23 protein-coding genes are annotated in these 21830 nt (G+C 61.5%); 7 read left to right on the top strand and 16 right to left on the bottom strand.

From position 1 onward, the window contains the following. The first annotated feature begins 299 nt into the window (after nucleotides 1-299). Entirely contained in the window at nucleotides 300-653 is a 354-nt protein-coding gene (locus tag NKI63_RS02220) for a hypothetical protein (protein WP_352690117.1), read from the top strand. Nucleotides 654-1495: 842 nt separating this feature from the next. Further along, nucleotides 1496-1876: a c-type cytochrome gene (locus NKI63_RS02215; RefSeq protein ID WP_352690120.1), complete on the top strand. Its 381-nt coding sequence runs from the start codon at nucleotides 1496-1498 to the stop codon at nucleotides 1874-1876. Between the two features lie 64 nt (nucleotides 1877-1940). On the opposite strand, the gene gph is transcribed toward NKI63_RS02215, so the two are convergent. The 10 genes from gph to NKI63_RS02165 form a co-directional block, all read right to left on the bottom strand. Further along, a complete protein-coding gene (gene gph / locus NKI63_RS02210) occupies nucleotides 1941-2642 on the bottom strand; it encodes a phosphoglycolate phosphatase (protein WP_352701446.1) in 702 nt (233 codons plus the stop codon). After that, the gene (locus NKI63_RS02205) at nucleotides 2639-3196 is read right to left on the bottom strand and encodes a thioredoxin family protein (RefSeq protein ID WP_352701445.1); all 558 of its coding nucleotides are present in this window, start codon (nucleotides 3194-3196) and stop codon (nucleotides 2639-2641) included. The genes gph and NKI63_RS02205 overlap by 4 nt, the downstream gene beginning before the upstream one ends. A gap of 22 nt (nucleotides 3197-3218) precedes the next feature. Beyond that, on the bottom strand, nucleotides 3219-3905 hold the full coding sequence (gene rpe / locus NKI63_RS02200) for a ribulose-phosphate 3-epimerase (protein ID WP_352701444.1): 687 nt from the start codon (nucleotides 3903-3905) through the stop codon (nucleotides 3219-3221). A gap of 62 nt (nucleotides 3906-3967) precedes the next feature. Next, nucleotides 3968-4906: a CbbX protein gene (gene cbbX, locus NKI63_RS02195; RefSeq protein ID WP_352701443.1), complete on the bottom strand. Its 939-nt coding sequence runs from the start codon at nucleotides 4904-4906 to the stop codon at nucleotides 3968-3970. Nucleotides 4907-4914: 8 nt separating this feature from the next. Next, complete coding sequence (locus tag NKI63_RS02190; protein ID WP_023678835.1) at nucleotides 4915-5349, bottom strand: ribulose bisphosphate carboxylase small subunit; 435 nt, start codon at nucleotides 5347-5349, stop codon at nucleotides 4915-4917. A gap of 18 nt (nucleotides 5350-5367) precedes the next feature. Then, nucleotides 5368-6861, bottom strand: a complete 1494-nt coding sequence (locus NKI63_RS02185; protein ID WP_502900440.1) for a ribulose-bisphosphate carboxylase large subunit — start codon at nucleotides 6859-6861, stop codon at nucleotides 5368-5370. Nucleotides 6862-6882: 21 nt separating this feature from the next. Further along, nucleotides 6883-7962, bottom strand: a complete 1080-nt coding sequence (gene fba / locus NKI63_RS02180) for a class II fructose-bisphosphate aldolase (RefSeq protein WP_352701442.1) — start codon at nucleotides 7960-7962, stop codon at nucleotides 6883-6885. Between the two features lie 11 nt (nucleotides 7963-7973). Continuing rightward, complete coding sequence (gene tkt, locus NKI63_RS02175; RefSeq protein ID WP_352777410.1) at nucleotides 7974-9980, bottom strand: transketolase; 2007 nt, start codon at nucleotides 9978-9980, stop codon at nucleotides 7974-7976. 10 nt (nucleotides 9981-9990) lie between these two features. After that, on the bottom strand, nucleotides 9991-10863 hold the full coding sequence (locus NKI63_RS02170; protein WP_352777411.1) for a phosphoribulokinase: 873 nt from the start codon (nucleotides 10861-10863) through the stop codon (nucleotides 9991-9993). A gap of 5 nt (nucleotides 10864-10868) precedes the next feature. After that, complete coding sequence (locus tag NKI63_RS02165; protein ID WP_352777412.1) at nucleotides 10869-11915, bottom strand: class 1 fructose-bisphosphatase; 1047 nt, start codon at nucleotides 11913-11915, stop codon at nucleotides 10869-10871. Nucleotides 11916-12038: 123 nt separating this feature from the next. Here NKI63_RS02165 and NKI63_RS02160 point away from each other — a divergent pair, with 123 nt between their 5' ends. Next, nucleotides 12039-12998, top strand: coding sequence for a LysR family transcriptional regulator (locus NKI63_RS02160; protein WP_352690137.1), 960 nt, complete (start codon nucleotides 12039-12041; stop codon nucleotides 12996-12998). Between the two features lie 128 nt (nucleotides 12999-13126). Here the strand turns inward: NKI63_RS02160 and NKI63_RS02155 are convergent, their stop codons facing one another. Next, nucleotides 13127-13489: a hypothetical protein gene (locus tag NKI63_RS02155; protein ID WP_352701439.1), complete on the bottom strand. Its 363-nt coding sequence runs from the start codon at nucleotides 13487-13489 to the stop codon at nucleotides 13127-13129. 80 nt (nucleotides 13490-13569) lie between these two features. On the opposite strand from NKI63_RS02155, the gene NKI63_RS02150 reads away from it, so the two are divergent. From NKI63_RS02150 to NKI63_RS02135, 4 genes are all read left to right on the top strand, one after another. Then, nucleotides 13570-14148, top strand: a complete 579-nt coding sequence (locus NKI63_RS02150) for a TetR/AcrR family transcriptional regulator (RefSeq protein WP_352701438.1) — start codon at nucleotides 13570-13572, stop codon at nucleotides 14146-14148. A 46-nt stretch (nucleotides 14149-14194) separates the two neighbouring features. Next, on the top strand, nucleotides 14195-15499 hold the full coding sequence (gene fabF / locus NKI63_RS02145) for a beta-ketoacyl-ACP synthase II (RefSeq protein WP_352777415.1): 1305 nt from the start codon (nucleotides 14195-14197) through the stop codon (nucleotides 15497-15499). A gap of 67 nt (nucleotides 15500-15566) precedes the next feature. Beyond that, nucleotides 15567-16382, top strand: coding sequence for an oxidoreductase (locus NKI63_RS02140; protein ID WP_352702048.1), 816 nt, complete (start codon nucleotides 15567-15569; stop codon nucleotides 16380-16382). A gap of 268 nt (nucleotides 16383-16650) precedes the next feature. After that, nucleotides 16651-16851, top strand: a complete 201-nt coding sequence (locus NKI63_RS02135; protein ID WP_352507759.1) for a hypothetical protein — start codon at nucleotides 16651-16653, stop codon at nucleotides 16849-16851. Between the two features lie 27 nt (nucleotides 16852-16878). On the opposite strand, the gene NKI63_RS02130 is transcribed toward NKI63_RS02135, so the two are convergent. From NKI63_RS02130 to NKI63_RS02110, 5 genes are all read right to left on the bottom strand, one after another. Then, the gene (locus tag NKI63_RS02130; protein WP_352690143.1) at nucleotides 16879-17508 is read right to left on the bottom strand and encodes a hypothetical protein; all 630 of its coding nucleotides are present in this window, start codon (nucleotides 17506-17508) and stop codon (nucleotides 16879-16881) included. Then, the gene (locus NKI63_RS02125; protein WP_352690156.1) at nucleotides 17508-18368 is read right to left on the bottom strand and encodes a lanthanide ABC transporter permease protein PedC; all 861 of its coding nucleotides are present in this window, start codon (nucleotides 18366-18368) and stop codon (nucleotides 17508-17510) included. The genes NKI63_RS02130 and NKI63_RS02125 overlap by 1 nt, the downstream gene beginning before the upstream one ends. An 11-nt stretch (nucleotides 18369-18379) precedes the next feature. After that, the gene (locus tag NKI63_RS02120; protein WP_352690145.1) at nucleotides 18380-19168 is read right to left on the bottom strand and encodes a lanthanide ABC transporter ATP-binding protein PedB/LutE; all 789 of its coding nucleotides are present in this window, start codon (nucleotides 19166-19168) and stop codon (nucleotides 18380-18382) included. Between the two features lie 98 nt (nucleotides 19169-19266). Further along, on the bottom strand, nucleotides 19267-20238 hold the full coding sequence (locus NKI63_RS02115; RefSeq protein WP_352690147.1) for a YVTN family beta-propeller repeat protein: 972 nt from the start codon (nucleotides 20236-20238) through the stop codon (nucleotides 19267-19269). 21 nt (nucleotides 20239-20259) lie between these two features. Beyond that, nucleotides 20260-21420, bottom strand: coding sequence for an ABC transporter substrate-binding protein (locus NKI63_RS02110; protein ID WP_502899791.1), 1161 nt, complete (start codon nucleotides 21418-21420; stop codon nucleotides 20260-20262). Nucleotides 21421-21830 lie beyond the last annotated feature (410 nt).

The following is a 21830-nucleotide window of genomic DNA, read 5'->3' as shown; positions in this document are numbered from 1 at the left end:
TCGTTGTTGTATTGTTGATGTAATTCGTTTTGGAATTTATTTCCATGTAATTTACAAGATCGCTTCGAGGTAAGTATGCGTGCGTCTGGTTGGTTGCCGATAGTGGGCGAGGCATGAAATGACCGCTGGAAGCGGGGTGCGCAGCGGGCCGTGAATCCAACTTTTGCCGGTCGACAGGGCATTCCTCCTTTGGTCCTATAAGCAGGCCATGGGAGCTTGACTGGCTTTGCGGTACGTCACCAATTGGGGCGATAATCCTGTCCGGATACATCGTGTCCAGGCCAACTGGAGGTTCCCTCATGATCAGATCTGTTGGGTCTTTTATCCTACCGCTGGTCTTTTCGGCGACACTGGCCTTTGCGAACCCGGCCAGCGCCGCGGGAGACTACCCGACGGCAACGATTGCCGATTACGTGCTCGGCTGCATGCAAACAAATGGCCAGACACGTCAGGCGCTTGAAAGCTGTTCCTGCTCGATCGATGTTATCGCCTCGATCCTTCCCTACGATCACTATGAGAGGGCGGAGACCTTCAAAAGCATGTCGCTGACGACAGGGGAGGCGGCAGGGTTGTTTCGCGAAAGCGCGCCAGCGAAGGCGGCGCGCACGGAACTGAAACGCGCGCAGGCTGAAGCCGACGTACGTTGCTTTTAGTCAGGCGGAACAGGCACGCGTGGCGGTGCCTCACAGTCTCGCCGTTTCTATTGGCCATTGGCTGCGAAATAACTTGCAATCCGCATTCGAGCCGTAAAGCGATCAGGTCACGCCCGGAAGGTTTTGGTGGAACGACAGCAAAAGGTCGCTCTCACAACCGGCTTTGAGGCGAGGATGGCGGCTGCCCCCACAGCCGCCAAGCGCAGTGTCGCGCGCCGCGAAATCATCATGGCGTCTCCCCTTTCAGGGCCGTCGACGAACCAGGAATGCCTATCAAATCGCTCGTTCCTTGCTCGGAAAGGCACATTTCCAGCGCACGACCCTGAGCCTCGGATTTTCCTGCGACCATTTTGCGATCTCGGCGGGCGCCAGGAACATGCATTGGAACAGAGAGCCGCGGCTCTCGAAATAGAGATGCTCATCTCGGCAATTGCCCGGATTGGCGCTAAGGCACACCGTTAATATGAGATCGACCATGTCCATTTGGCACTTATCGTCGCCTGCGCGGCGAACTCTCCAGAGTTCGTGCTTTGGAGTTGCGCGGATTCCTGAAGGTGCCCAAACAGCAAACCGGTTGGAGTGAGGCTACTCGTTCGGCCAATAGGCGTCAATGATGTGGACCGCCTGTCGCTACACCCTTCGCGCAGTCGGGAAACGAAGCAGGACCTTTGTACGATTGACTTCCTTCATCGGCAGTCTAGCTTTTCGAGGCGTGTAGGTGCTGCCGGTCCCGGGGGAAAGGACGAATAGTTCGCTCTCCCGCACAAAAACGGATGCCGGCGGTCTAGGCATCGACACGCGTAAATTATCCAGGGCACTCACACGATCAATGAGGAAATGCCATGCGCGCAGTCGCATTTTTCGCCGCCGTGTCCGTCGCTACCTTTGTCACCACCCAGTCCCAGGCACAGGATGCGGCGGCGGGTGAGAAGGTGTTTGCCAAATGCAAGGTCTGCCACGTCGCAGACAAGGACCAGAACAAGGTCGGTCCGTCGTTGAACGGCGTCATCGGCCGAACGGCCGGGACGCATCCGGGGTTCAGCTATTCCAAGGCGATGACCGAGGCCGGCAAGTCGGGTGTCAAATGGGACGAAGCCACGCTGACGAACTATCTTCGCGATCCCAAGGCGATGGTCAAAGGAACGAAGATGGCGTTTCCCGGCCTCAAGAAGGACGAGGACATCGCCAATGTCATTGCCTATCTGAAGCAATTCTCCAAATAACGCGGTACCGCCGGCCATTTGGAGTGCGCCCGGCCGGCGTTGGCTTGGGCTTTGCGCTTGGGGGTCACGCAGCGTCTTGCAGCGTCTGCATCGCGGACGGCAGATCGAACAGGCTGTCGCAAACGAGGTCGGCGCCAAGCTCTTCAACGGGAATTTGGCTGTATCCGCCACGCAGCAGAACGACTGCCATGCTGGCCGCGCGGGCGGCGGCCACGTCGGCGCTGCTATCTCCGACCATCAGCGTATCACGAGGTTCGACCTGAAGCTGGTCGAGCGCCAGCAATAGCGCGTCTGGCGCGGGCTTCAAGTATGTCACCGCGTCTCCGCCGACGATCGCGCCGAGATAGTCCGTCAGCCCAAAATGCAGCAGGATTTCGCGTGCCGCCAACTGCGGCTTGTTGGTTACCACGCCCATGGCTATTCCGCTCAAATGCAAGTGCGTGAGAACCTCCCTGACGCCAGGCATCAGCCTTGTGCGGCCGGTCAGATGCCTGCGATAGATCGGCGCCATGACGCGGTTGGCCTCATCGAGCGCGCTGCCGAGGAGCGGCGTGCCTGAAGCCGCGAAAGCTCGCTCGACCAGTTTCCTGATGCCGCCGCCGATCATGGCCTTGACCTGATCCAGGCGCAGCGGCGGCAGATCGCGGCCGGCCAGCAATTCGTTGACGGCCGCCGTTATATCAGGCGCCGAATCGACCAGCGTACCGTCGAGATCGAACAGGATCGCCCTAGGCGATCGAAACGGCCTGCCTGCGCCGACGTTCATGCAGCATCCTTCCATTTGATCGAACAGCCGATCGAAGCGATCTGGTCCAGCGGTCCGTCGCCGGTTCGGGCAACCTGCTTCATCGCCTCGAACAGATCGCGCCTGAGGCCGGGCAATTCGGCGTCGCGTCGCGACGCGTCAAGCCGGCCGCGATATTGCAGCGTCAACTCGTTGTTGAGCCCGAAAAAATCCGGAGTGCAAACGGCGCCGTAGGCACGCGCCACCGTCTGGTGCTCGTCGTGGAGGTAGGGGAAAGTGAAGCCGTTCGTCCTGGCGAAAAGTTTCATGTTGTCGAAGGAATCATCAGGGTAGGCGTTGGCATCGTTTGGGTTGATGGCGACAAAGCCGACGCCTTCTGCCTTGAGGTCGTTGGCATCGCGCACCATGCGCGGAATCACCGCCTTCACATAGGGGCAGTGGTTGCAGATGAAAGCCACCACCAAGCCGTTCGGGCCGGCGTGGCTGAAGATCGAATGCGATTTGCCGTCGACGCCGGGCAAAACGAAATCGACGGCTTGCCAGCCGAAATCACAGACAGGTGGGATTGCCCCCATGTTGCCCTCCGATGAGATGGTTTTACGCGGCTTTCTGGAGCGCCCCGTCGGCCGCCTGCCTGATGGCGCCGATATTGGCCCGATAGGCAGCCTCGGTGCCACCCTTGAAAATGGCCGAGCCGGCGACCAGCACATTGGCGCCGGCCGCGGTGACCAGCGGAGCGGTCTCGGGCGTGACGCCGCCGTCGATCTCGATGTCGATCGGACGTTGGCCAACCAGCGCCTTGACCCGCCTGACCTTGTCGACGACAGCCGAAATGAATGCCTGGCCGCCGAAGCCCGGATTGACCGTCATCAGAAGCACAAGATCGAGCCGGTCAAGCACATATTCGATCACGCTTTCCGGCGTTGACGGGTTCAGCGACACGCCGGCCTTCCTGCCGAGATTCCTGATTGCCTGCAGCGAACGGTCGAGATGCGGCCCGGCCTCGGCGTGCACCGTGATGACGTCGCAGCCGGCATCGGCGAAGGCGGCGAGATAGGCGTCGGCCGGCGCGATCATCAGATGGCAATCGAAGACCTTGTCCGTCCGATCACGGATCGCCTTGACCACCGCCGGACCGAAGGTGATGTTGGGCACGAAATGGCCGTCCATCACGTCGAGATGGATCCAGTCGGCACCCGCCCGGACGACTGCTTCGACCTGGTCGCCGAGCCGCGAGAAGTCCGCAGAAAGCACCGAGGGCGCGATGATTGTCTTGGTATCCATGATCGTCGACTCCCATTCTGTCGTCCGTTTCCGGTCGCTGCGCACCAACCGCCGTCATCTTGTCAGCGCGCCTTCGTCTCTGGTTCGCCTTCGAGCTTACCTTCCGCGAACACGCGGCTGCCGCGAATATCGGATTCCTCGATGGTGATAAGATCGGTTTTCGTCAACGCCCGGTCGCGCGACGTGAAAAGCCGGTTGGCCTGGCGAAGCCGCGCACGGTCGAGCCCATTGCGGACCGAGCGGGCGTTGGAGAAATGCGGCAGCCGCATGCGGATCGGGAGATACTCTTCGAGCGCCTTGGCCGCCGCTTCGCTGAGACGGTAATTCTGTTCCGCCAGCATGATCTCGGCGATCGATTTAAGTTCGCTGACGCCGTAGTCGGGAAAGTCGAGGTGGTGGGCGATGCGCGAGCGCATGCCGGGATTGCTGTCGAAGAAGCGGTCCATTTTGTCCTTATAGCCGGCAAGAATCACAACCAGATCGTCACGGTTGTTTTCCATGCACTGCAGCAGGATTTCGATCGATTCCTGACCGTAGTCGCGTTCGTTCTCGGGCTTGTAGAGATAATAAGCCTCGTCGATGAAAAGCACCCCGCCCATGGCGCGCTTGATCACTTCGCGGGTTTTGGGCGCGGTGTGGCCCACATATTGGCCGACGAGATCGTCGCGCGTCACCGCGACCATGTGCCCTTCGCGGACATAGCCGAGACGATGCAGGATTTCTGCCATTCTGAGCGCCAAGGTGGTCTTTCCGGTCCCGGGATTGCCCGTAAAGTTCATGTGCAGCGTCGGCGCGCCCGAGGTCAGGCCGAACTTGCGGCGAAGCCGGTCGACCAGAAGCAGCGCCGCGATCTCGCGGATACGGGTCTTGATGGGTTTTAGACCAACGAGTTCGCGGTCGAGCTTATCCATCACCTCGTCGATGTTGGATGCCTCGAACTCGGCCTGCAGATCAACCGATTCGCCCTGCGCGGCAGCGCGCTCTGCTATCGCGTCCAGCATGGTTTCGCCTAGCTCCGCTCGCCTTCGGGCCTGTCGGTCGCATAAGGGACGATCGAATAGCCCTGGCTGCGGCCATCGCGCTCCTGGCGCAGCAGCCGGAAGCCGGGTTCATTGGGTGGCCGGTTGACGATGAATGACATGCGCGGCGCTTCCCAGCCCTTGGTCGAATCGAAGGCAGTGACCCTGACATACATGTTGGGCATGGCTTTCCGGCAATTGTTGACTTCAAGCAGGATGCCCGCCGGGTCCCTCAGGTCGAACATCGGGTTGCCGTACATTTCCCAATAGGTGTTTCGCGGATGCGGATCGTCCGTGTATTCGACGCTGACCGCCCAGTGGTTTTTCAGCGCGTATTTGATCTGCGCCGAAATCTGCTCATCGGTTAGCTCGGGCAGGAACGAAAACTGTCCCTGCGTGACCTTGTTTCCCGGATTGGTCATCATGGCGACGGTTCCTTTCGTCTAGAAGCTCGGCGTTGCGGTTGGCACAAAATCGGCCGTGTCGGTCGATTCGTAGTTGAAGGTGACGTCCTTCCACGTCTCCAGGGCCGCCTTGAGCGGCGTGCACCATCTGGCCGCCTGTTCGAGGATCTTGGTGCCTTCGCGCAGATAGTCGCGGCCCTCGTTGCGGGCGAGGATCATCGCCTCCAGCGCGACGCGATTGGCCGTCGCGCCGGCCTGGATGCCGTCCGGATGGCCGATCGTGCCGCCGCCGAACTGCAGGATGACGTCCTCGCCGAGATAGTGGATCAACTGGTGCATCTGGCCGGCATGGATGCCGCCCGAGGCGACGGGCATCACCTTGTTGAGCGAGGCCCAGTCCTGATCGAAGAACAGCCCGGTTTCGAGGTTCTGCGGCGTGCGCTCCTCGCGCAGCGTGTCATAAAACCCCTTGATCATCAGCGGGTCGCCTTCCAGCTTGCCGACTACCGTGCCGGCATGGATGTGATCGACGCCGGCCATGCGCATCCATTTGCAGATGACGCGAAAATTCATGCCGTGGTTCTTCTGGCGCGAATAGGTCGAGTTGCCGGCCCGGTGCAGGTGCAGGATCATGTCGTTGCGGCGTGCCCACTTGGCCATCGACTGGATCGCCGTGTAGCCAATGACGAGGTCGATCATGACGATGCAGGAGCCAAGCTGTTTTGCGAATTCGGCGCGCTCGTACATCTCCTCCATCGTGCCGGCGGTGACGTTGAGATAATGGCCCTTGACTTCGCCGGTGGCGGCCGACGCCTTGTTCACAGCCTCGATGCAGTAGAGGAAACGGTCGCGCCAATGCATGAAGGGCTGCGAGTTGATGTTCTCGTCGTCCTTGACGAAGTCGAGGCCACCCTTCAGCGCCTCGTAGACGACGCGGCCGTAGTTGCGGCCTGACAGGCCAAGCTTCGGCTTCGTCGTCGCGCCGAGCAGCGGCCGGCCGAACTTGTCGAGCCGCTCGCGTTCCACCACGATGCCGGTCGCCGGGCCCTGGAAGGTCTTGAGGTAAGCCACCGGAATGCGCATGTCTTCGAGCCGCAGGGCCTTGACGGCCTTGAAGCCGAACACGTTGCCGATGATCGATGCAGTCAGGTTGGCGATGGAGCCGGGCTCGAACAGGTCGAGGTCGTAAGCGATATAGGCGAAGTACTGTTGCTCGATCCTGGTGCCTGGACCTGTGTTCGGCACCGGCTCGGATTTGAATGCCTTGGCGCGGTAGAGCTCGCAGGCGGTCAGCCTGTCGGTCCACACCACGGTCCATGTCGCGGTAGAGGATTCACCGGCGATAGCGGCGGCCGCCTCCTCGTGGTCGACGCCGGGCTGCGGCGTGATCCGAAACATGGCAATCAGGTCGGTCTCCTTGGGTCGGTAGTCGGCCTCCCAGTAGCCCATCTTCTTGTAGGGGATGACGCCCGACCTGTAGCGCTCCTTGCCTTCCTTGAGCGTGCCTGCTGAAGGCATGTCGATCTTGTTCATGGCAGGTCTCCTGTTTGCCGCTCAGGCGGCTTTCGCGGTTGCGATATGCGGGTCGAGCTTTCCTGCGGCGTAACGTTTCGCCATCTCATCCATGGCGATCACCCTGATCTTCGACGCGTGGCCTGCGGTGCCGAAGCGTTCGAAGCGATCGCGGCAAAGGTCGCGCAGCGCGTCCATGGCGGGTTTCAGGAATTTACGCGGATCGAATTCGCGCGGGTCCTGCGTCGCGACGCGGCGGAACTGCCCGGCCATGGCCATTCGGCAATCGGTGTCGATGTTGACCTTGCGCACGCCGGAGCGGATGCCGCGCTCGATTTCCTCGACCGGGACGCCAAAGGTCTGGGGCATCTCGCCGCCATAGTTGTTGATGATGTCCTGCAGTTCCTGCGGCACGGAGGAAGACCCATGCATGACCAGATGCGTGTTGGGCAGCTTTTCGTGGATCGCCTCGATCACCTGCATGGCCAGGATGCCGCCGTCAGGCTTGCGGCTGAATTTATAGGCACCGTGCGAGGTACCGCAGGCGATCGCCAGCGCGTCGACCCGGGTGGCGGTCACGAAGTCGACCGCCTGATCGGGATCGGTCAAAAGCTGGTCATGGGAAAGCGCACCTTCGGCGCCGTGCCCGTCCTCGGCCTCGCCCTGGCCGGTTTCCAGCGAGCCGAGCACGCCGAGCTCGCCTTCGACTGAAGCGCCGACCCAATGCGCCATGCGTGCGACACGTTCGGTGATGGCGACGTTGTACTCGTAGCTCGCCGGCGTCTTGGCGTCCGCCATCAATGACCCGTCCATCATCACCGAGGTGAAGCCGTGGCGGATCGCCGACAGGCAGGTGGCTTCGTTGTTGCCGTGATCCTGATGGATGCAGAGCGGAATGGCCGGATGGATTTCGGTCAAAGCCTCCATCATCTTGGCCAGCATGATGTCATTGGCATAGGAGCGGGCGCCGCGCGAGGCCTGGATGATGACCGGCGCGTCGCAGGCCCTGGCCGCCTCCATGATGGCGAGGCCCTGTTCCATGTTGTTGATATTGAATGCCGGCACCCCGTAGCCGTGCTCGGCGGCATGGTCGAGAAGCTGGCGAAGGGTGATGCGGGCCATGGGTCGTCCTCCTAGATGATGAGCTTCAGCGCCGCTGCCGCGACGGCTTCGGGCGTGATGTCGAAATGCCGGTAGAGATCCGGGGCAGGGGCGCTGGCGCCGAAACCAGCCATGCCGACGAAAGCGCCGGTGTCGCCGATCCAGCGGTCCCAGCCGAGCCGTGCTGCGGCTTCGATGGCGATGCGCGGCGCCGAGCCGAGGACGGCCTTGCGGTAGTCCGCGTCCTGTTCCTCAAAGAGCTCCCAGCACGGCATCGAGACGACCGCGGCGGCGATGCCGTGCTCGGTCTCCAGCCGTTCGGCGGCGGCAATAGCAATCTCGACCTCCGAGCCGGTGGCGATCAGCGTCACGGCGCGGTGCCGGGCTGGCTCGCGCAGGATGTAGCCGCCACGGCTCGACCGGTTCTCGTCGCCGTGCCCCTGGCGCAGCATCGGCAGGTTCTGGCGCGAGAGCACCAGCACGCTTGGCCGGTTCTCGCTTCTCAGTGCCAGTTCCCAGCATTCCGCCGTTTCGATGATGTCGGCCGGACGGAAGACGTTGAGGTTTGGCGTCGCCCGCAGCATCGCCAGGTGCTCGACCGGCTGGTGGGTCGGGCCGTCCTCGCCGAGACCAATGGAATCGTGCGTCATCACATAGATGACGCGCTGGCCCATGAGCGCCGAGAGCCGCATCGCGCCGCGCGCATAGTCGGCAAAGCACAGGAACGTGCCGCCATAAGGCACGAAGCCGCCATGCAGCGCGATGCCGTTCATGGCCGCGGCCATGCCGTGCTCACGGATGCCGTAGTGAATGTAGCGGCCGGCATAGTCATTAGGCGCTATGCGATCCATCCCCTTGGTGATCGTCAGGTTCGAATGCGTCAGATCGGCGGAGCCGCCGACGGTCAGTTCCGTTGCGGAGTTGATTGCAGCGAGCGCCATTTCCGAGGCTTTTCGCGTCGCAACCTTGGTCGCCTTTTCGACATGCTCCTTGCGGAAAACACCGAGCGCTTCGAAGATCGCCTCGGGCAGGGCGCCGGCGACCGCGATCTCGAAGGCCCCACGCTGCGGCGAGGCGGCAAGCCGCTGCTCCCAGGCGCGCCGCACCGCTTGACCGCGGCTGGCGATCTCGCGCCAGGCGAAAAGGATATCGTCCGGCACCTCGAACGGCGCGTAGGCCCAGCCGATGTTCTCGCGCGTCGCGGCGATCTCCGCATCGCCAAGCGGCGCGCCATGCGTCTTTTCCGAACCGCCCAGGTGGGGCGCCCCCTTGCCGATCACCGTGCGGCAGGCGATCAGAGACGGTTGGTCCGATTGCTGCGCCGCTTCGATTGCCGCCGCAACGGTTTCGATGTCGTGGCCGTTCACCGACTGGACATGCCATCCAGCGGCTTTGAACCGTACCGGCTGGTCCATCGATGTCGACAGCGAAGTCGGTCCGTCGATCGAGATCGCATTGTCGTCCCAGAAGACGATCAGCCGCGAAAGCTTCAGGTGACCGGCAAGATCGATCGCCTCGTGGCTGATGCCTTCCTGCAGGCAGCCGTCGCCGGCGATCACGTAGGTGAAATGGTCGACGAGATCGGCGCCGTGGCGGGCAGCAAGCATGCGCTCCGCCAGCGCCATGCCGACCGCGGTCGAAATGCCTTGTCCAAGCGGACCGGTCGTCGTCTCGATGCCGAGCGCATGGCCATATTCCGGATGTCCGGCGGTGCGGCTGCCCAGCTGGCGAAACCGCTGCAGCTCCTCGATCGGCATGTCCTCGTAGCCGAGCAGGTAATGCAGCGCATATTGCAGCATCGAGCCGTGCCCGGCCGACAGCACGAAGCGGTCGCGATCGGGCCAGTTGGGCGCCGACGGATCGATGTTGATGAAGCGGCTGAACAGCACCGTTGCGACATCGGCCATGCCCATCGGCATGCCCGGATGACCGGAATTGGCCTTTTGGACGCTGTCCATCGCCAATGCGCGAATGGCGTTCGCCATGTTGCGCTCCGAGACGGCGGCGACGGGCTTCAATGCTGCTGCCTGGCTGTTCATGGCGTCCTCCTCACGACACACGGTTCTTGCGTTCGATCAATTGCAGGATGAGCGGCGTCAGGATCAGCTGCATGGCAAGGTCGAGCTTGTTGCCGGGCACCACTATGGAATTCGGCCGCGACATGAACGAGTCGTGGATCATCGAAAGCAGGTAGGGGAAATCGATGCCGCGGGGATTGGCGAAGCGGATGACCAGCATCGATTCGTCGGGCGTCGGAATCCAGCGTGCGATGAACGGATTGGACGTGTCGACGATCGGCACGCGCTGGAAGTTGATGGCGGTCTGCGAAAACTGCGGGACGATGTAGCGGACATAGTCCGGCATGCGCCGCAAGATCACGTCCATCACCGCCTCTGTGGAATAGCCGCGCGTTGCGCGGTCGCGGTGGATCTTCTGGATCCATTCCAGATTTATGACTGGCACCACGCCGATCCTAAGGTCAGCGTGCCTGGCCAGGTTGATCTTGTCGGTGACGACGCAGCCATGCAGGCCCTCGTAGAAGAGCAGGTCGCTCGGCGGAAATTCGCGCCATTTGGTGAAATGTCCCGGCGGCGTGCCGTACTGCTTCTCCTCATCCTCGTCATGGATGTAGGTGCGGGTCTTTCCGGTTCCCCGGCGGCCATATTCCTCGAATACCTCTTCTAGGATTGCCAATTCATTGGCCTCGGCATGGAAGTGGGTGAAGTTCGGATTGCCCGCCTTTTCCTCCTCGGCCACCTTCGCCTTCATCGTGGCGCGGTCGTAGCGATGGAAAGCATCGCCTTCGATGAAGGCGGCCCCGATGTTCTCGCGCCGGAAGATCAGTTCGAAGATGCGCTTGACAGAGGTGGTGCCTGCGCCCGACGACCCGGTGATGGTAATGATGGGGTGCTTTGCCGACATGGTGTTCAGGCCCTGAAAAGGCCGCGGCGGCTGAACAGCGGCGCGCGTTCGCCGATGGCGCTCGGTTCGGTGTGGTAGCGGGTGACGCGCGCGACTTCGCGCGCCGATCCGAAAACCATGGGCACGCGCTGGTGAAGGTTCTCTGGTTCGATTTCGAGGATGCGGGTGATCGTATCGGTGGCGGCACCGCCCGCCTGTTCGACGAGATAGGCGATCGGGTTTGCCTCATAGACGAGGCGCAGTCGCCCCTGGCGGTGAGTCTTGCGCTTGTCGCCCGGATACAGGAATACGCCGCCGCGCATCAATATGCGGTAGCAGTCCGCGACCAGGGAGGCGATCCAGCGCATGTTGAAGTCCTTCTCGCGTGGGCCTTCGGTGCCTTCAAGGCAGTCGTCGATGTAGAGCCGCACCGCCTCGTCCCAATGCCGGTAGTTGGCGGCATTGATGGCGAACTCCTGGGTTCGCTGTGGGATGATCCGGCTCTCGTAGGCCTGGACGAAGGTGCCGAGCCGGGTCGAGAGAACGAAGACATGGGTGCCGCTGCCGAGCGACAGAACCAGCGCCAACTGCGGCCCGTAGATGAAGAAACCGGCGCCCAGCTGGTTCACGCCTGCCTGCAAAAACGAGGCGGCCGGATTCCTATCCGGCGCACCAATTGCAGGGAGGAGCGAGAAGACCGTTCCGATCGACACGTTGGTGTCGATGTTGGATGAGCCATCGAACGGGTCGATGGCGATGGCAAGAGCCGCTTGCCTGTCGAGCAGCACCGGCTGCTCCAGTTCCTCGGAAGCGTAGAGCGCGACCGGAGCGTGGCGCATGGCGTCGAGGAAGATGTCATCGGCAAAGACATCGAGATCCTTCTGGATGTCGCCGTCAGCATTGGCGCCGCGGGTTCCGGCAAAGGCCGTGCCGAGCACCCCTTGATTGATGGTGTTGCGGATCGTGGTGGCCGCCTGCGTCAGCTGACGGATGGTCGCTACGACCGCGGAGCGCGGTTCGTCCGGCTCGCCAAGATAGGAGTTCAGAAAAGCGTCGAGCGTTGCCGCTGGCATCGTAACCTCCCGATCCAGCCGCCTCTCCTGGGGTCGGCCGGATTGGGAAAGGAGAACAAACGACGCTGGATAAGTAAAATTCAATAACTTTACTCCGGCAGTAAAAAAATTTTAGTATGCCATATGAGAAACCTCACGCTTAAGCAATTCAAGACCGTTCAGGCAATCATCAGCCACGGAAAAATCGTCAGCGCGGCCAAGGCGTTAGGCCTGTCTCCTCCAGCGGTGACGATCCAGTTGCGGCAGGTGGAGGAGGAGTTCCAACTGGCCTTGTTCGACCGGACGTCGGATGGCATGCGTCCCACTGCCGCAGGTCTGGCCTTCGTCGAGACGGCACAGGCCATCGAGGAGCGGCTTCGTCTGCTCGAAGACAAGATGGATGCGATCAAGGGCGTGCGCGCCGGCAGCTTGCGGCTCGGCGTCGTTTCCACGGCCAAATATTTCGCGCCGCGGCTGATGGCCGCCTTCATGAAGGAACATCCCGATATCGACATGCACCTTGCCATCGGCAACCGCGCCGAGACGATTGACAATCTGAAGAACCACGACATCGATATCGCGCTGATGGGACGCCCGGCCAAGGAAGTCCCGGTGCGTGCTTCGGTCTTCGGCGATCACCCGCTGGTCATCATCGCACCACCCGACCACCCGCTGGCGTCGGCACGCGACATTTCCAAGGAGCGGATCGCCGAGGAGCATTTCCTCATTCGCGAGCCCGGCTCCGGAACGCGCATCTCACTGGAAATATTCCTGAGCGACGTGCCCGGCCGCATCGACGATCTCGGCGTCGAGATGGACTCGAACGAGACCATCAAGCAGGCGGTGATGGCCGGGCTCGGCATCGCGTTCATCTCTGCCCACACCATCGCTGCCGAAACCGAAGCCGGCCGGCTGGTTATCCTCGACGTTGTCGGCATGCCGATCCGCCGGCAATGGTTTTCGGTGATGCGCAGCGATCACGCGATCTCGCCGGCGATGGCGACCTTCCACGATTTTCTGATGCGCAAGGGCGCGATGTACCTGCCCCTGTTCGGCAAGCTCTATCCGCACGAGGAACCGAACACTGGAGGTCGCGCGAGTTAGGGCGCGCGGTGCAGGCAAAACGCTTGCCCCAAACTTATTAGATGGCGTGATCGAGGCACCGTGTGGCGACTCGCGCGGACGCGAGAGCCAACGGCCAGCAGCACGCAGGTTGCGGTCTGAACTTCGGCTCAGCGCATTGTCGCGTCGGCTCGCAGATGCATGTCGGTCCCGGTCGAGACCGTCACCTCATCCCCGGACCTTGAGAACGTGTAGAGCGAGCCCTGGTGACCCGGCATGGAAAAGGCCACGGAGTCGTCGTCGGCGAGACCCATTACGACGCGCAGCGGATCGCCCTCGGTCTTCGGCGCGAAGGTGGCGGTGACCTCCAAGAGGTCGCCGTCGGCCGGGACGTAGTAGACCACCATGTCAAGGTGTCCCTCGTGCAGGCTGCCGCCCTCGATCGGGCGTCCGATGGTGGCCTCCTCGGCAAAAGCCGGGGTCGCGAGAAACAGCGCGGCCAGGAGCGATGCGCTCAGGGTATTGCGGATCATCTCATATCTCCTTTTTTAGATTGCGTTCGACCTCTATATGATTTATAGATTACGAATGCAATCCAAAAAGGAAGCTAACGATGCGCGTAAGTCGTACCCAGGCCGCGGAAAACCGCGAAACCGTAATCAACGTGGCAAGCCGCCTTTTTCGGGAGCGCGGGTTTGATGGTATCGGTCTTAAGGATCTGATGAAGGGTGCCGGACTGACCCAAGGCGCGTTTTATAAGCAGTTCGCATCCAAGGACGACCTGGCGGCGCAGGCGTCCAGGCGGGCGATGGAGAGCGCCTCGCATCGATGGTCGGCCGCGACTGCGGCAAACCCTGATGATCCGCTTGGCGCGGTGATCGCGTTCTACCTCAGCATGGACCATCGCGGAGAAAAGATGGACGGCTGCCCGATCGTAGCGCTGGGTTCGGATGCCGGCAGACAGGGCAAGGACGTGAAAGCGCCGTTCGAAGCCGGGATCAAGGAGCATCTCAAGATCCTCGGCGGTTTCATAGCTGGGACCGGTGGCGGGGATTCCGATGGCAAGGCCATGGCCATTCTCTCGACGATGGTCGGTGCGTTGATGTTATCGCGCGTCGTCAACGATCCCGACCTCGCGCAGGCCTTTCTGGATGCGGCGACCGATCAGGTTCGCGAAGCAGCCGGCGCTTGAACGGCGTGGTAGCGCCGGCGGCGCACCCAAACTGATAGGAAAATAGATGCGACGGATTGTTGTAACAGGCATGGGCGCGGTCACGCCTCTTGCTGCCGATGTCGAAGCGTCCTGGTCGCGTCTCCTGGCCGGCCGCTCGGGCCTCCGGAGGCTTCCGGATGATGTGGTGGGAGACCTGCCGGCGAAGATCGGAGGGGTGGTTCCCTCGCTGGACGAGGATTCGGATGCTGGTTTCGATCCGGGTGCCGTCTTTCCGCCGAAGGATCAGCGCAAGGTAGATCGGTTCATTCTCTTTGCGCTGGCGGCTGCACAAGAGGCACTCGCCCAAGCAAGATGGGCACCCGTCTCGGAAGCAGGTCGCTTGCGCACGGCCACGATCATCGCCTCGGGCGTCGGCGGATTCCCGGCCATAACCGAGGCGGTGCGCACGGTCGACCGACGCGGCGTCCGCCGTCTATCACCTTTTACGGTGCCGTCGTTCCTGGTGAACCTCGCGGCAGGCCACATCTCGACCCGCTATGGCTTCAAAGGTCCGCTCGGTGCACCGGTGACGGCGTGCGCGGCCGCCATTCAGGCGATCGGCGATGCGGCTCGCCTAATTCGCGCCAACGAAGCCGATATTGCCGTGTGCGGCGGGACGGAAGCATGCATGAATATCGTGAGCCTCGGTGGGTTTGCCGCGGCACGCTCTCTTTCGACCTCCTTTAATCACCGTCCGGATGAGGCCTCCCGACCGTTCGACAAGTCGCGGGACGGCTTCGTCATGGGCGAAGGAGCCGGCATGCTGGTCATCGAAGAATTGAGCCACGCCCTGGCGCGCGGCGCAAGACCGCTGGCCGAGCTTGTCGGCTACGGCACGACGGCCGATGCTCATCACGTCACCTCCGGTCCCGAGGACGGCGACGGTGCGCGCCGGGCCATGGAGATCGCAATCGCCCAAGCAGGGATTTCGCCCCGCGAGGTTCGTCATCTCAATGCCCATGCGACCTCCACGCCGGTGGGCGACCTGGGTGAGATCGAAGCGATCAAGAGCGTGTTCGGGCGCGATTTCGCGATAGCTGTCAGTGCAACGAAATCGGCGACCGGACACCTGCTCGGAGCCGCTGGCGGGCTCGGAGCTATCTTCGCAATTCTGGCGCTCAGGGATCAGATGGCACCGCCGAGCCTCAATCTGAGCGCTCCCGATCCGGCCGGCGACGGGATCGACTTCGTCGCAAACCAGGCCCGGCCGATGGCGATGGACTACGCAATCTCCAATGGCTTCGGCTTCGGAGGCGTTAATGCCAGTGCGCTGTTCCGGCGCTGGACGGATGATCTGGCCGGCGCGAGCACCGGAGGCGCTCATGATTGACGCCTTCCGCTCCGACCTTTCGCGCTTCTCCCCCGCCGGTCCAAACACGAAGAAGGATGTGACCTCCATGAACAAGACCAATCTAGGCGTCGCCCTGGTGACCGGGGCATCCAGCGGCATCGGGCACACAACGGCCAAAGCCCTGAAGAACGCGGGTTTTCGCGTGTTCGGAACCAGCCGTCGCGCAGTCGCCGAACGATCCGACGGCATTACCATGCTGACCGGCGACGTGACCGATGACGCGTCCGTGGCGAAACTTGTACAGGACGTGCTGGCCGAGACCGGGCGCATCGACCTGCTCGTCAACAATGCCGGCGTTGGCCTGCTTGGTGGCGCGGAGGAGTCTTCGATGGCCCAGGCCAAGTCGCTGTTTGACGTGAACGTCTTTGGCATTATGCGAGTAACCAAAGCGGTCCTGCCGACAATGCGCCGTCAAGGCAAGGGCAGAATCGTCAATTTGAGCTCGGTGCAGGGGTTCATCCCAGCTCCCTATTTCGCGCTTTATTCGTCGACCAAGCATGCCGTTGAAGGCTATTCCGAATCGCTCGACCACGAACTGCGTCCTTTCGGTATTCGCGTCGTCTTGGTGGAGCCCGCCTATACCCGCACCTCATTTGAAGAAAATCTCGCCAGGCCGGATCAGTTGCTTGATATCTATGACTCTGCGCGCGCCGGCATGAATGCAGCTGTGCGCAAAGCGATGGAAAAAGGCGATGCGCCGGAAGTGGTGGCCAGGACCGTTTTGGCGGCTGCGACCGATCCCGCTCCGAAGAGGCGCTATGCGGCTGGAACAATGGCGCGCCAGGTCAGTTTCCTGCGCCGTTTCGTCCCCGCATCCGCATTCGACAACAGCCTGCGAAAGCAACTCGGGCTGCCGGTTTGATGACCTCGACGAAATCCCGTGAAGCTCGGAATCATCGACGTTGGACCATCGTCACCACATTGGCGCGGCGCAACCTGACGCGATTGCTCTGGAGAACGCCCTGCGGTCGTTGGCGTTAGATTAGCGGTATGTTATGTTGCGGCGCGAAAGAGCGGGGGCCACGTCCTTTCACACCCGTAAGCGATCTGTATGTGCGACCTCTGCAGACGGGTCGGTATCACGGAAACCTCCCGGCATGGAGTTCGGGATTCGATGGGGACAAGGGGCAATGCTTTACACGCTCGTTATGATGGTCTGCCTGACGGCTGTGCCGCAGACCTGTGAACAACGCGAACAGATGGTGGACGGCCTGGCGATGAATCCCGGGACCGCGTTCATGCAGGCGCAGCCGCTGGTGGCTCAGTGGATCGAGACGCATCCCGGTTATTTCGTGCAGCGCTGGCGCGTGCTGCCCGGCCGGGGTTCGTGATATCCGCCGCGACGATCGAATGGGGTTCTATTTCTTCGCGCCGAGCGCTTCCGAGACGACCTTGGACAATTGATAAAGCCGCTGCTCGATTATCGTCGGCACTTCACAGACGTAAGTCAGTGATTGGACGCGTTCATTGAAAATTCGCGTTGCGAATTTCAGCTCTTCGGTTCGCCGATCGATCTCTTCGGGATCTGCATCCGGCTTGGCCCGCAACGCATCGACATCGGACCCTTCCTTGCGCAACGCGGCGGCCATTTCGAGCTGCTTGTGGGCGTAGCGGGAAATGCCCGAAATCACCTGCGAGCGCTCGGCGTCCAGGTGATCGAACATGCCTTGCACCAGCATCGCCATTTTGGGTGCAAGCTGTTCTGCCGGCAAGGAAGCCGCGAAATCCCTGATCTTCTTTTGAGCTTCCGCAATCGGCATCCGGCGAGCTGCCACTTCCTCGATCAGGGCGGAGATGGTGGGGTCCTTCGACCAGTCCTTCGCCGCTGAAGGAAGGTCCCGTCCGTTCCAGATCTGGCCGAGCGAGAGTTGCGGCACCTTGCGCTGCATGCAGGGCCAGTCCGGATCGGGGTTCGCCGCCATGGCGTTGATGCCCGGCGCGAGCATGGCAACCAGAGCCAGGCCGCGAACAAGGCTCATTCGTGCCATCAGGTATTTCCTCCCGTGTCCTGTTTGCGGGTCATCAGGCCGCGCGAAGGGTCGTAGGCGATGATGGCGGCGGCAAGGAACAGCAGCGTGCAGCTGGCAACGACGGCTAGCGACAGCCACTCAACCTGGCCGTAGAAGGCGAAGCGGATCAGTTCGACGGCGTAAGTAAAAGGATTGGCGAGGCAGATCTTGTAGAGCAGGGGGCTAGCCTCCTGGATACGCCACAAGGGATAGAGTGCCGGAGAAGCGAAATAGCCGGGAAAGATGACGAAGTTCATGATGCCAGCGAAGTTTTCGAGCTGCTTGATCATCGAGGACAAAAGCATGCCGAGCGCGCACAGCATCATGCCTGACAGGAACAGCGCAGGCAGTACGGTGAGATAGCCAAGCGGCGGCGCCTTGACGCCCCAGAACCAGGCAACGATAAGGAACGCGTAAACCTGCGCGATCGACACGGCGACACCGGCGAGCATCTTCGAGATCAGTAAAAACCAACGCGGGAAGGGGCTGACCAGCAGGGTGCGCATGTTGCCCATTTCGCGGTCATAGACCATCGACAGCGAAGACTGCATGCCCGAAAACAGCAGAATCATGCCGCACAGGCCCGGCGTGATGTAGACCTCGTAGAGCACGTAGGTCTTGTAGGGCGGGATGATCGATACGCCGAGCACCTGCCGGAATCCGGCGGCAAAGATGAACAGCCAGACGAGCGGCCGAACCAGCGAGGAAATGAAGCGCTCGCGCTGATGCAGGAAGCGCAGGCACTCCCGCACGACGATCCCTTTGAGGCAAATGAGGTAGTGACGGAGCCCAAATTGTTCGAAACTCACCGGCGTGAGGGTCGCGACTTTTGCGGGCATTGCGGGAGCGCTCACGGCGACATCTCCGCGATGCCGCTTGTTTCGATGCGGTTGAGCTTGGAAAAGGCGTCGCGGATCGAACTGGCACCGCTCGTCGCAACGACGTCGGCCACCTTACCCTTGGCCACCAGGTCGCCCTGCCGCAGCACGACGACATGGTCGCCGTCGTCGACCTCATCGATCAGATGCGTCGCCCACAGCACGCCGATGCCCTCGGTTTCGACGAGCTTGCGGATGGTGCCCAGAATGCCCGCACGCGACTGGATGTCGAGACCGACCGTCGCCTCGTCGAGCAGCAGCAGGGAAGGGCGGTGGAGCAGCGCCCGCGCGATCTCGATGCGCCGCATTTGGCCGCCGGAAAGACTGCGTGCCTTGTCATGCTGACGGCCCTGCATGTTGACTGTATCCAGCAGCGCGGCAATGCGCTGCCGGGCATGGTGTCCGCCGATGCCATGCAATGAGGCGTGGTAGGAGAGGTTCTGGTGGACGCTGAGGTCGAGGTCGAGCGTGCGTGCCTGGAACACGATGCCGACACGCCTGAGCGCTTCGCCCGAAGCGCGGCTGACGTCATGGCCGAAGATGCGGATCGATCCGCGGCGGGTGCCGTAAAGATGGCTGATCAGTGAAAACAAAGTTGTCTTGCCGGCGCCGTTGAGGCCGAGCAGAACGGTGAAAGTTCCCGGCGCGATCGAGAATGAGACATCGTTGAGCGCCCGCTTCGGACCATAGGAATGGCTGACGCCGGCAACATCGAGCGCCGCCACCTCGTCTCCAGCTCCGCTTGTCCTCACATGCTGCATGCCGCTGGCTCCTTCGGGGCGCGCTGGTTATCTAGTGCACGTGCAACATCCCCGCGGCAAATATTCATCACGTCGGCCTCCCTGATCATTGCTGCGGTCTAGTGGGGCGATATGGCCACGCCCCAAGGCTGCTGGCCCACCGTAACCGATTGAACCGGCTCGTCCGTCGCCGTGTCGATGAAGGTGATGTCATTGGAATTGCCGTTGGTGGTGATCAGCGTCTTCTGATCGGGGGTGAAGTCGAGATGCCAGACGCGCTGGCCGACCAGGATGTATTTTTCCACCTCGTAGGTTTCGGTATTGATGACGGCGACATGATTCGCCGGGCCGAGCGCGACATAGGCTTTCTTGCCGTCGGCGCTGATCGCGATGCCCACCGGCTGGATGGTTTCGGGCCGCAGTCCCGCAATCGCGAACTGGATCTTCTTCACCACCTCGCGCTTGAGACTATCGATGACGCTGACGGTGCCGCCGATTTCGGCGCTGACCCAGATCTGTGATCCGTCGGGCTTGAATTGCGCAAAGCGCGGACGCGTGTCGACCAGGACATTGTCGGTCACCTCATGGCTGTCGGTGTCGATAAAATGCGCCATGCTGGTGGTTTCGGAGGTGTTGACCATGGTTTTGCCATCGGGACTGATAGCCATGCCTTCAGGCTCCACCCCAACGGGAATCTCGGTCATGACCTGCTTGCTCTCGATGTTGATCGCGGTGACGAGATTGTCGTCCTCGTTGGCGACGTAGAGCGTGGTCCCGTCGGGCGAAAGCACGAACAGTTCGGGATCCGGGCCGGATGGCAGCGTGCCCACAATTTGCAGCGTCTCGCTATCGATGATTTCGATCGTATCGTCATCGCTGGCGCACAAATAGATGAACTTGCCGTCATGCGAGATGGTGATACCGCGCGGCCTCTGGCCGACTTCGACGGTCTTCACCACTTGCATCGTCGCCGTGTCGACGACCGTTATCGTATTGTCTTTCTCGTTGGAGACATAAACGGTGTAAGCCCACGCCGGATTGGCCATGACGCCGGTTGCGAGAATGGCGAGTGCGCAAGCTCGTCTCTGCACGAAGATTCCTCCCGATTGGTTCTACTTAAGTACGCATTTCGTTTCCGGCTGATCGATACCGAGCGTATCGAGCTCGGAGATTTGGTGGAGATAACCCTCCTGTGGCGATGTCGAGATGACGGATTTGGTGTCGCCGAGCAGGATTGGCTGGCGAAGCTGATGGTTCCACTTGCGGAAGGTCAGCTTCTGTCCCTTGAAGGCGGCGACCGAGAAATCGTCCGAGCGGATGTAGTCGCCGATCTTCTTCGGATCGTCGCCATTGGTCCGCGTGCTGGCTTCGCCCACCACCCGCACCGCCGTCCAGGCCGACATGTCCTTGGACAGCATTCGCCGACCGGTCGTCCTCAGGAAACGGCTCTGCATCTGGATGCCGCCCCATTGCTCGCTCGCGGGATGCCAGGACGACGCGACAAGGCCCGCCGTGCCGGCGACCAGCCGCGGTGTCCAGGTGCGGTAGGGCACATAAGTTCCGAACACCTCGCTCTCATCGGCGACAAGCACCACGTCATGCTCCGGCAGATCCTGCGTGAACACGGAAATCTGCTGCTGTATCTGCGTGGCGCCGGTGTCGGTGCGGCGCGCCGTGCCGGTGTCTTTGAACTCCTTCTCGGCGACGATCTGACCGCCGAAGCGGGCCGCCGCGCGGCGCAACGCGTCCGCGTAGAGATGATCCTGCTCATGCGAACCGTAGAGCAGCACCCAATTCGGCCATTTCTTTACCACGAGATACTGGGCCAGCGCGTCAGCCAGCATGCTTCGCGTCGGCGCGATATGGAAAATATTTATGCGGCAGTCTTCCTCGCGCAGGCTGTCGTCGGTGGCACCGACATTGAAGACCAGAACGCCCTTGTCGCGGGCGATGTCTGCGATCGACAGCAATTGCCTAGCCGAGAGGTCCGCGACAACATAGCGGTCACCTTTGGCAATCAGATCGTTGAAGGCTTGTACCGCGTCGGCGTCCGGCTTGATCTCGGTTATGTCGAGGCTGAATTTCTGGCTGAGGAACTTTCCTGTCGTATTGTTGTCGCCGATCGCCACATTGGCGCCGGCAACACCTTGGTCGCGTGGCGGCAGGTCCAGCAGGGAAAGCGCCAGTTGCGGCGCGTAGGCCCGCAAATAACCTATTCTGATTTCGGTTATCTTTCTTTCCGGCCTGTCGGTTGCGACCGGTTGCTTGCCCATCACTTCCTGGGCCATCACGTCCGCAATGTCGGCGGTCTGGAAAAATAGGTACAAAAAGGCCGCGAGTGTGCCTGGCACCGCGCTCGTCATCGATAAAACTGCCTGTTCTTGCACTAAAGTCCGATTGTTCCCGGACCAGCGCGAATTCAAGGTGCCCGCAATGAGCTTAGCGGACCCCACAAGATTTATCAAAGCCCTGCAAGTGGACTTGCGTGTCTGCTTTAGTCCTATGCCTTTTCGTGGGAATACGGCGGTGAATGAGCGTGTTGCGGTCTTCGACTCCGAGATGATCCGCAGCAATGCCGAATGTGAAACTCTATGGGTTGTCTTGGGAGGATTGCCTGATGAAAACGCGCGCCGCTGTTGCTGTCGCCGCCGGAAAGCCGCTGGAGATCATGGAGGTCGACCTC

This window comes from Mesorhizobium sp. M0410 (genome assembly GCF_040321435.1).
Taxonomy (GTDB): domain Bacteria; phylum Pseudomonadota; class Alphaproteobacteria; order Rhizobiales; family Rhizobiaceae; genus Mesorhizobium.
The sequence above is the reverse complement of the archived record's forward strand: the minus strand, read 5'-3'. Positions and strand labels throughout refer to the sequence as shown.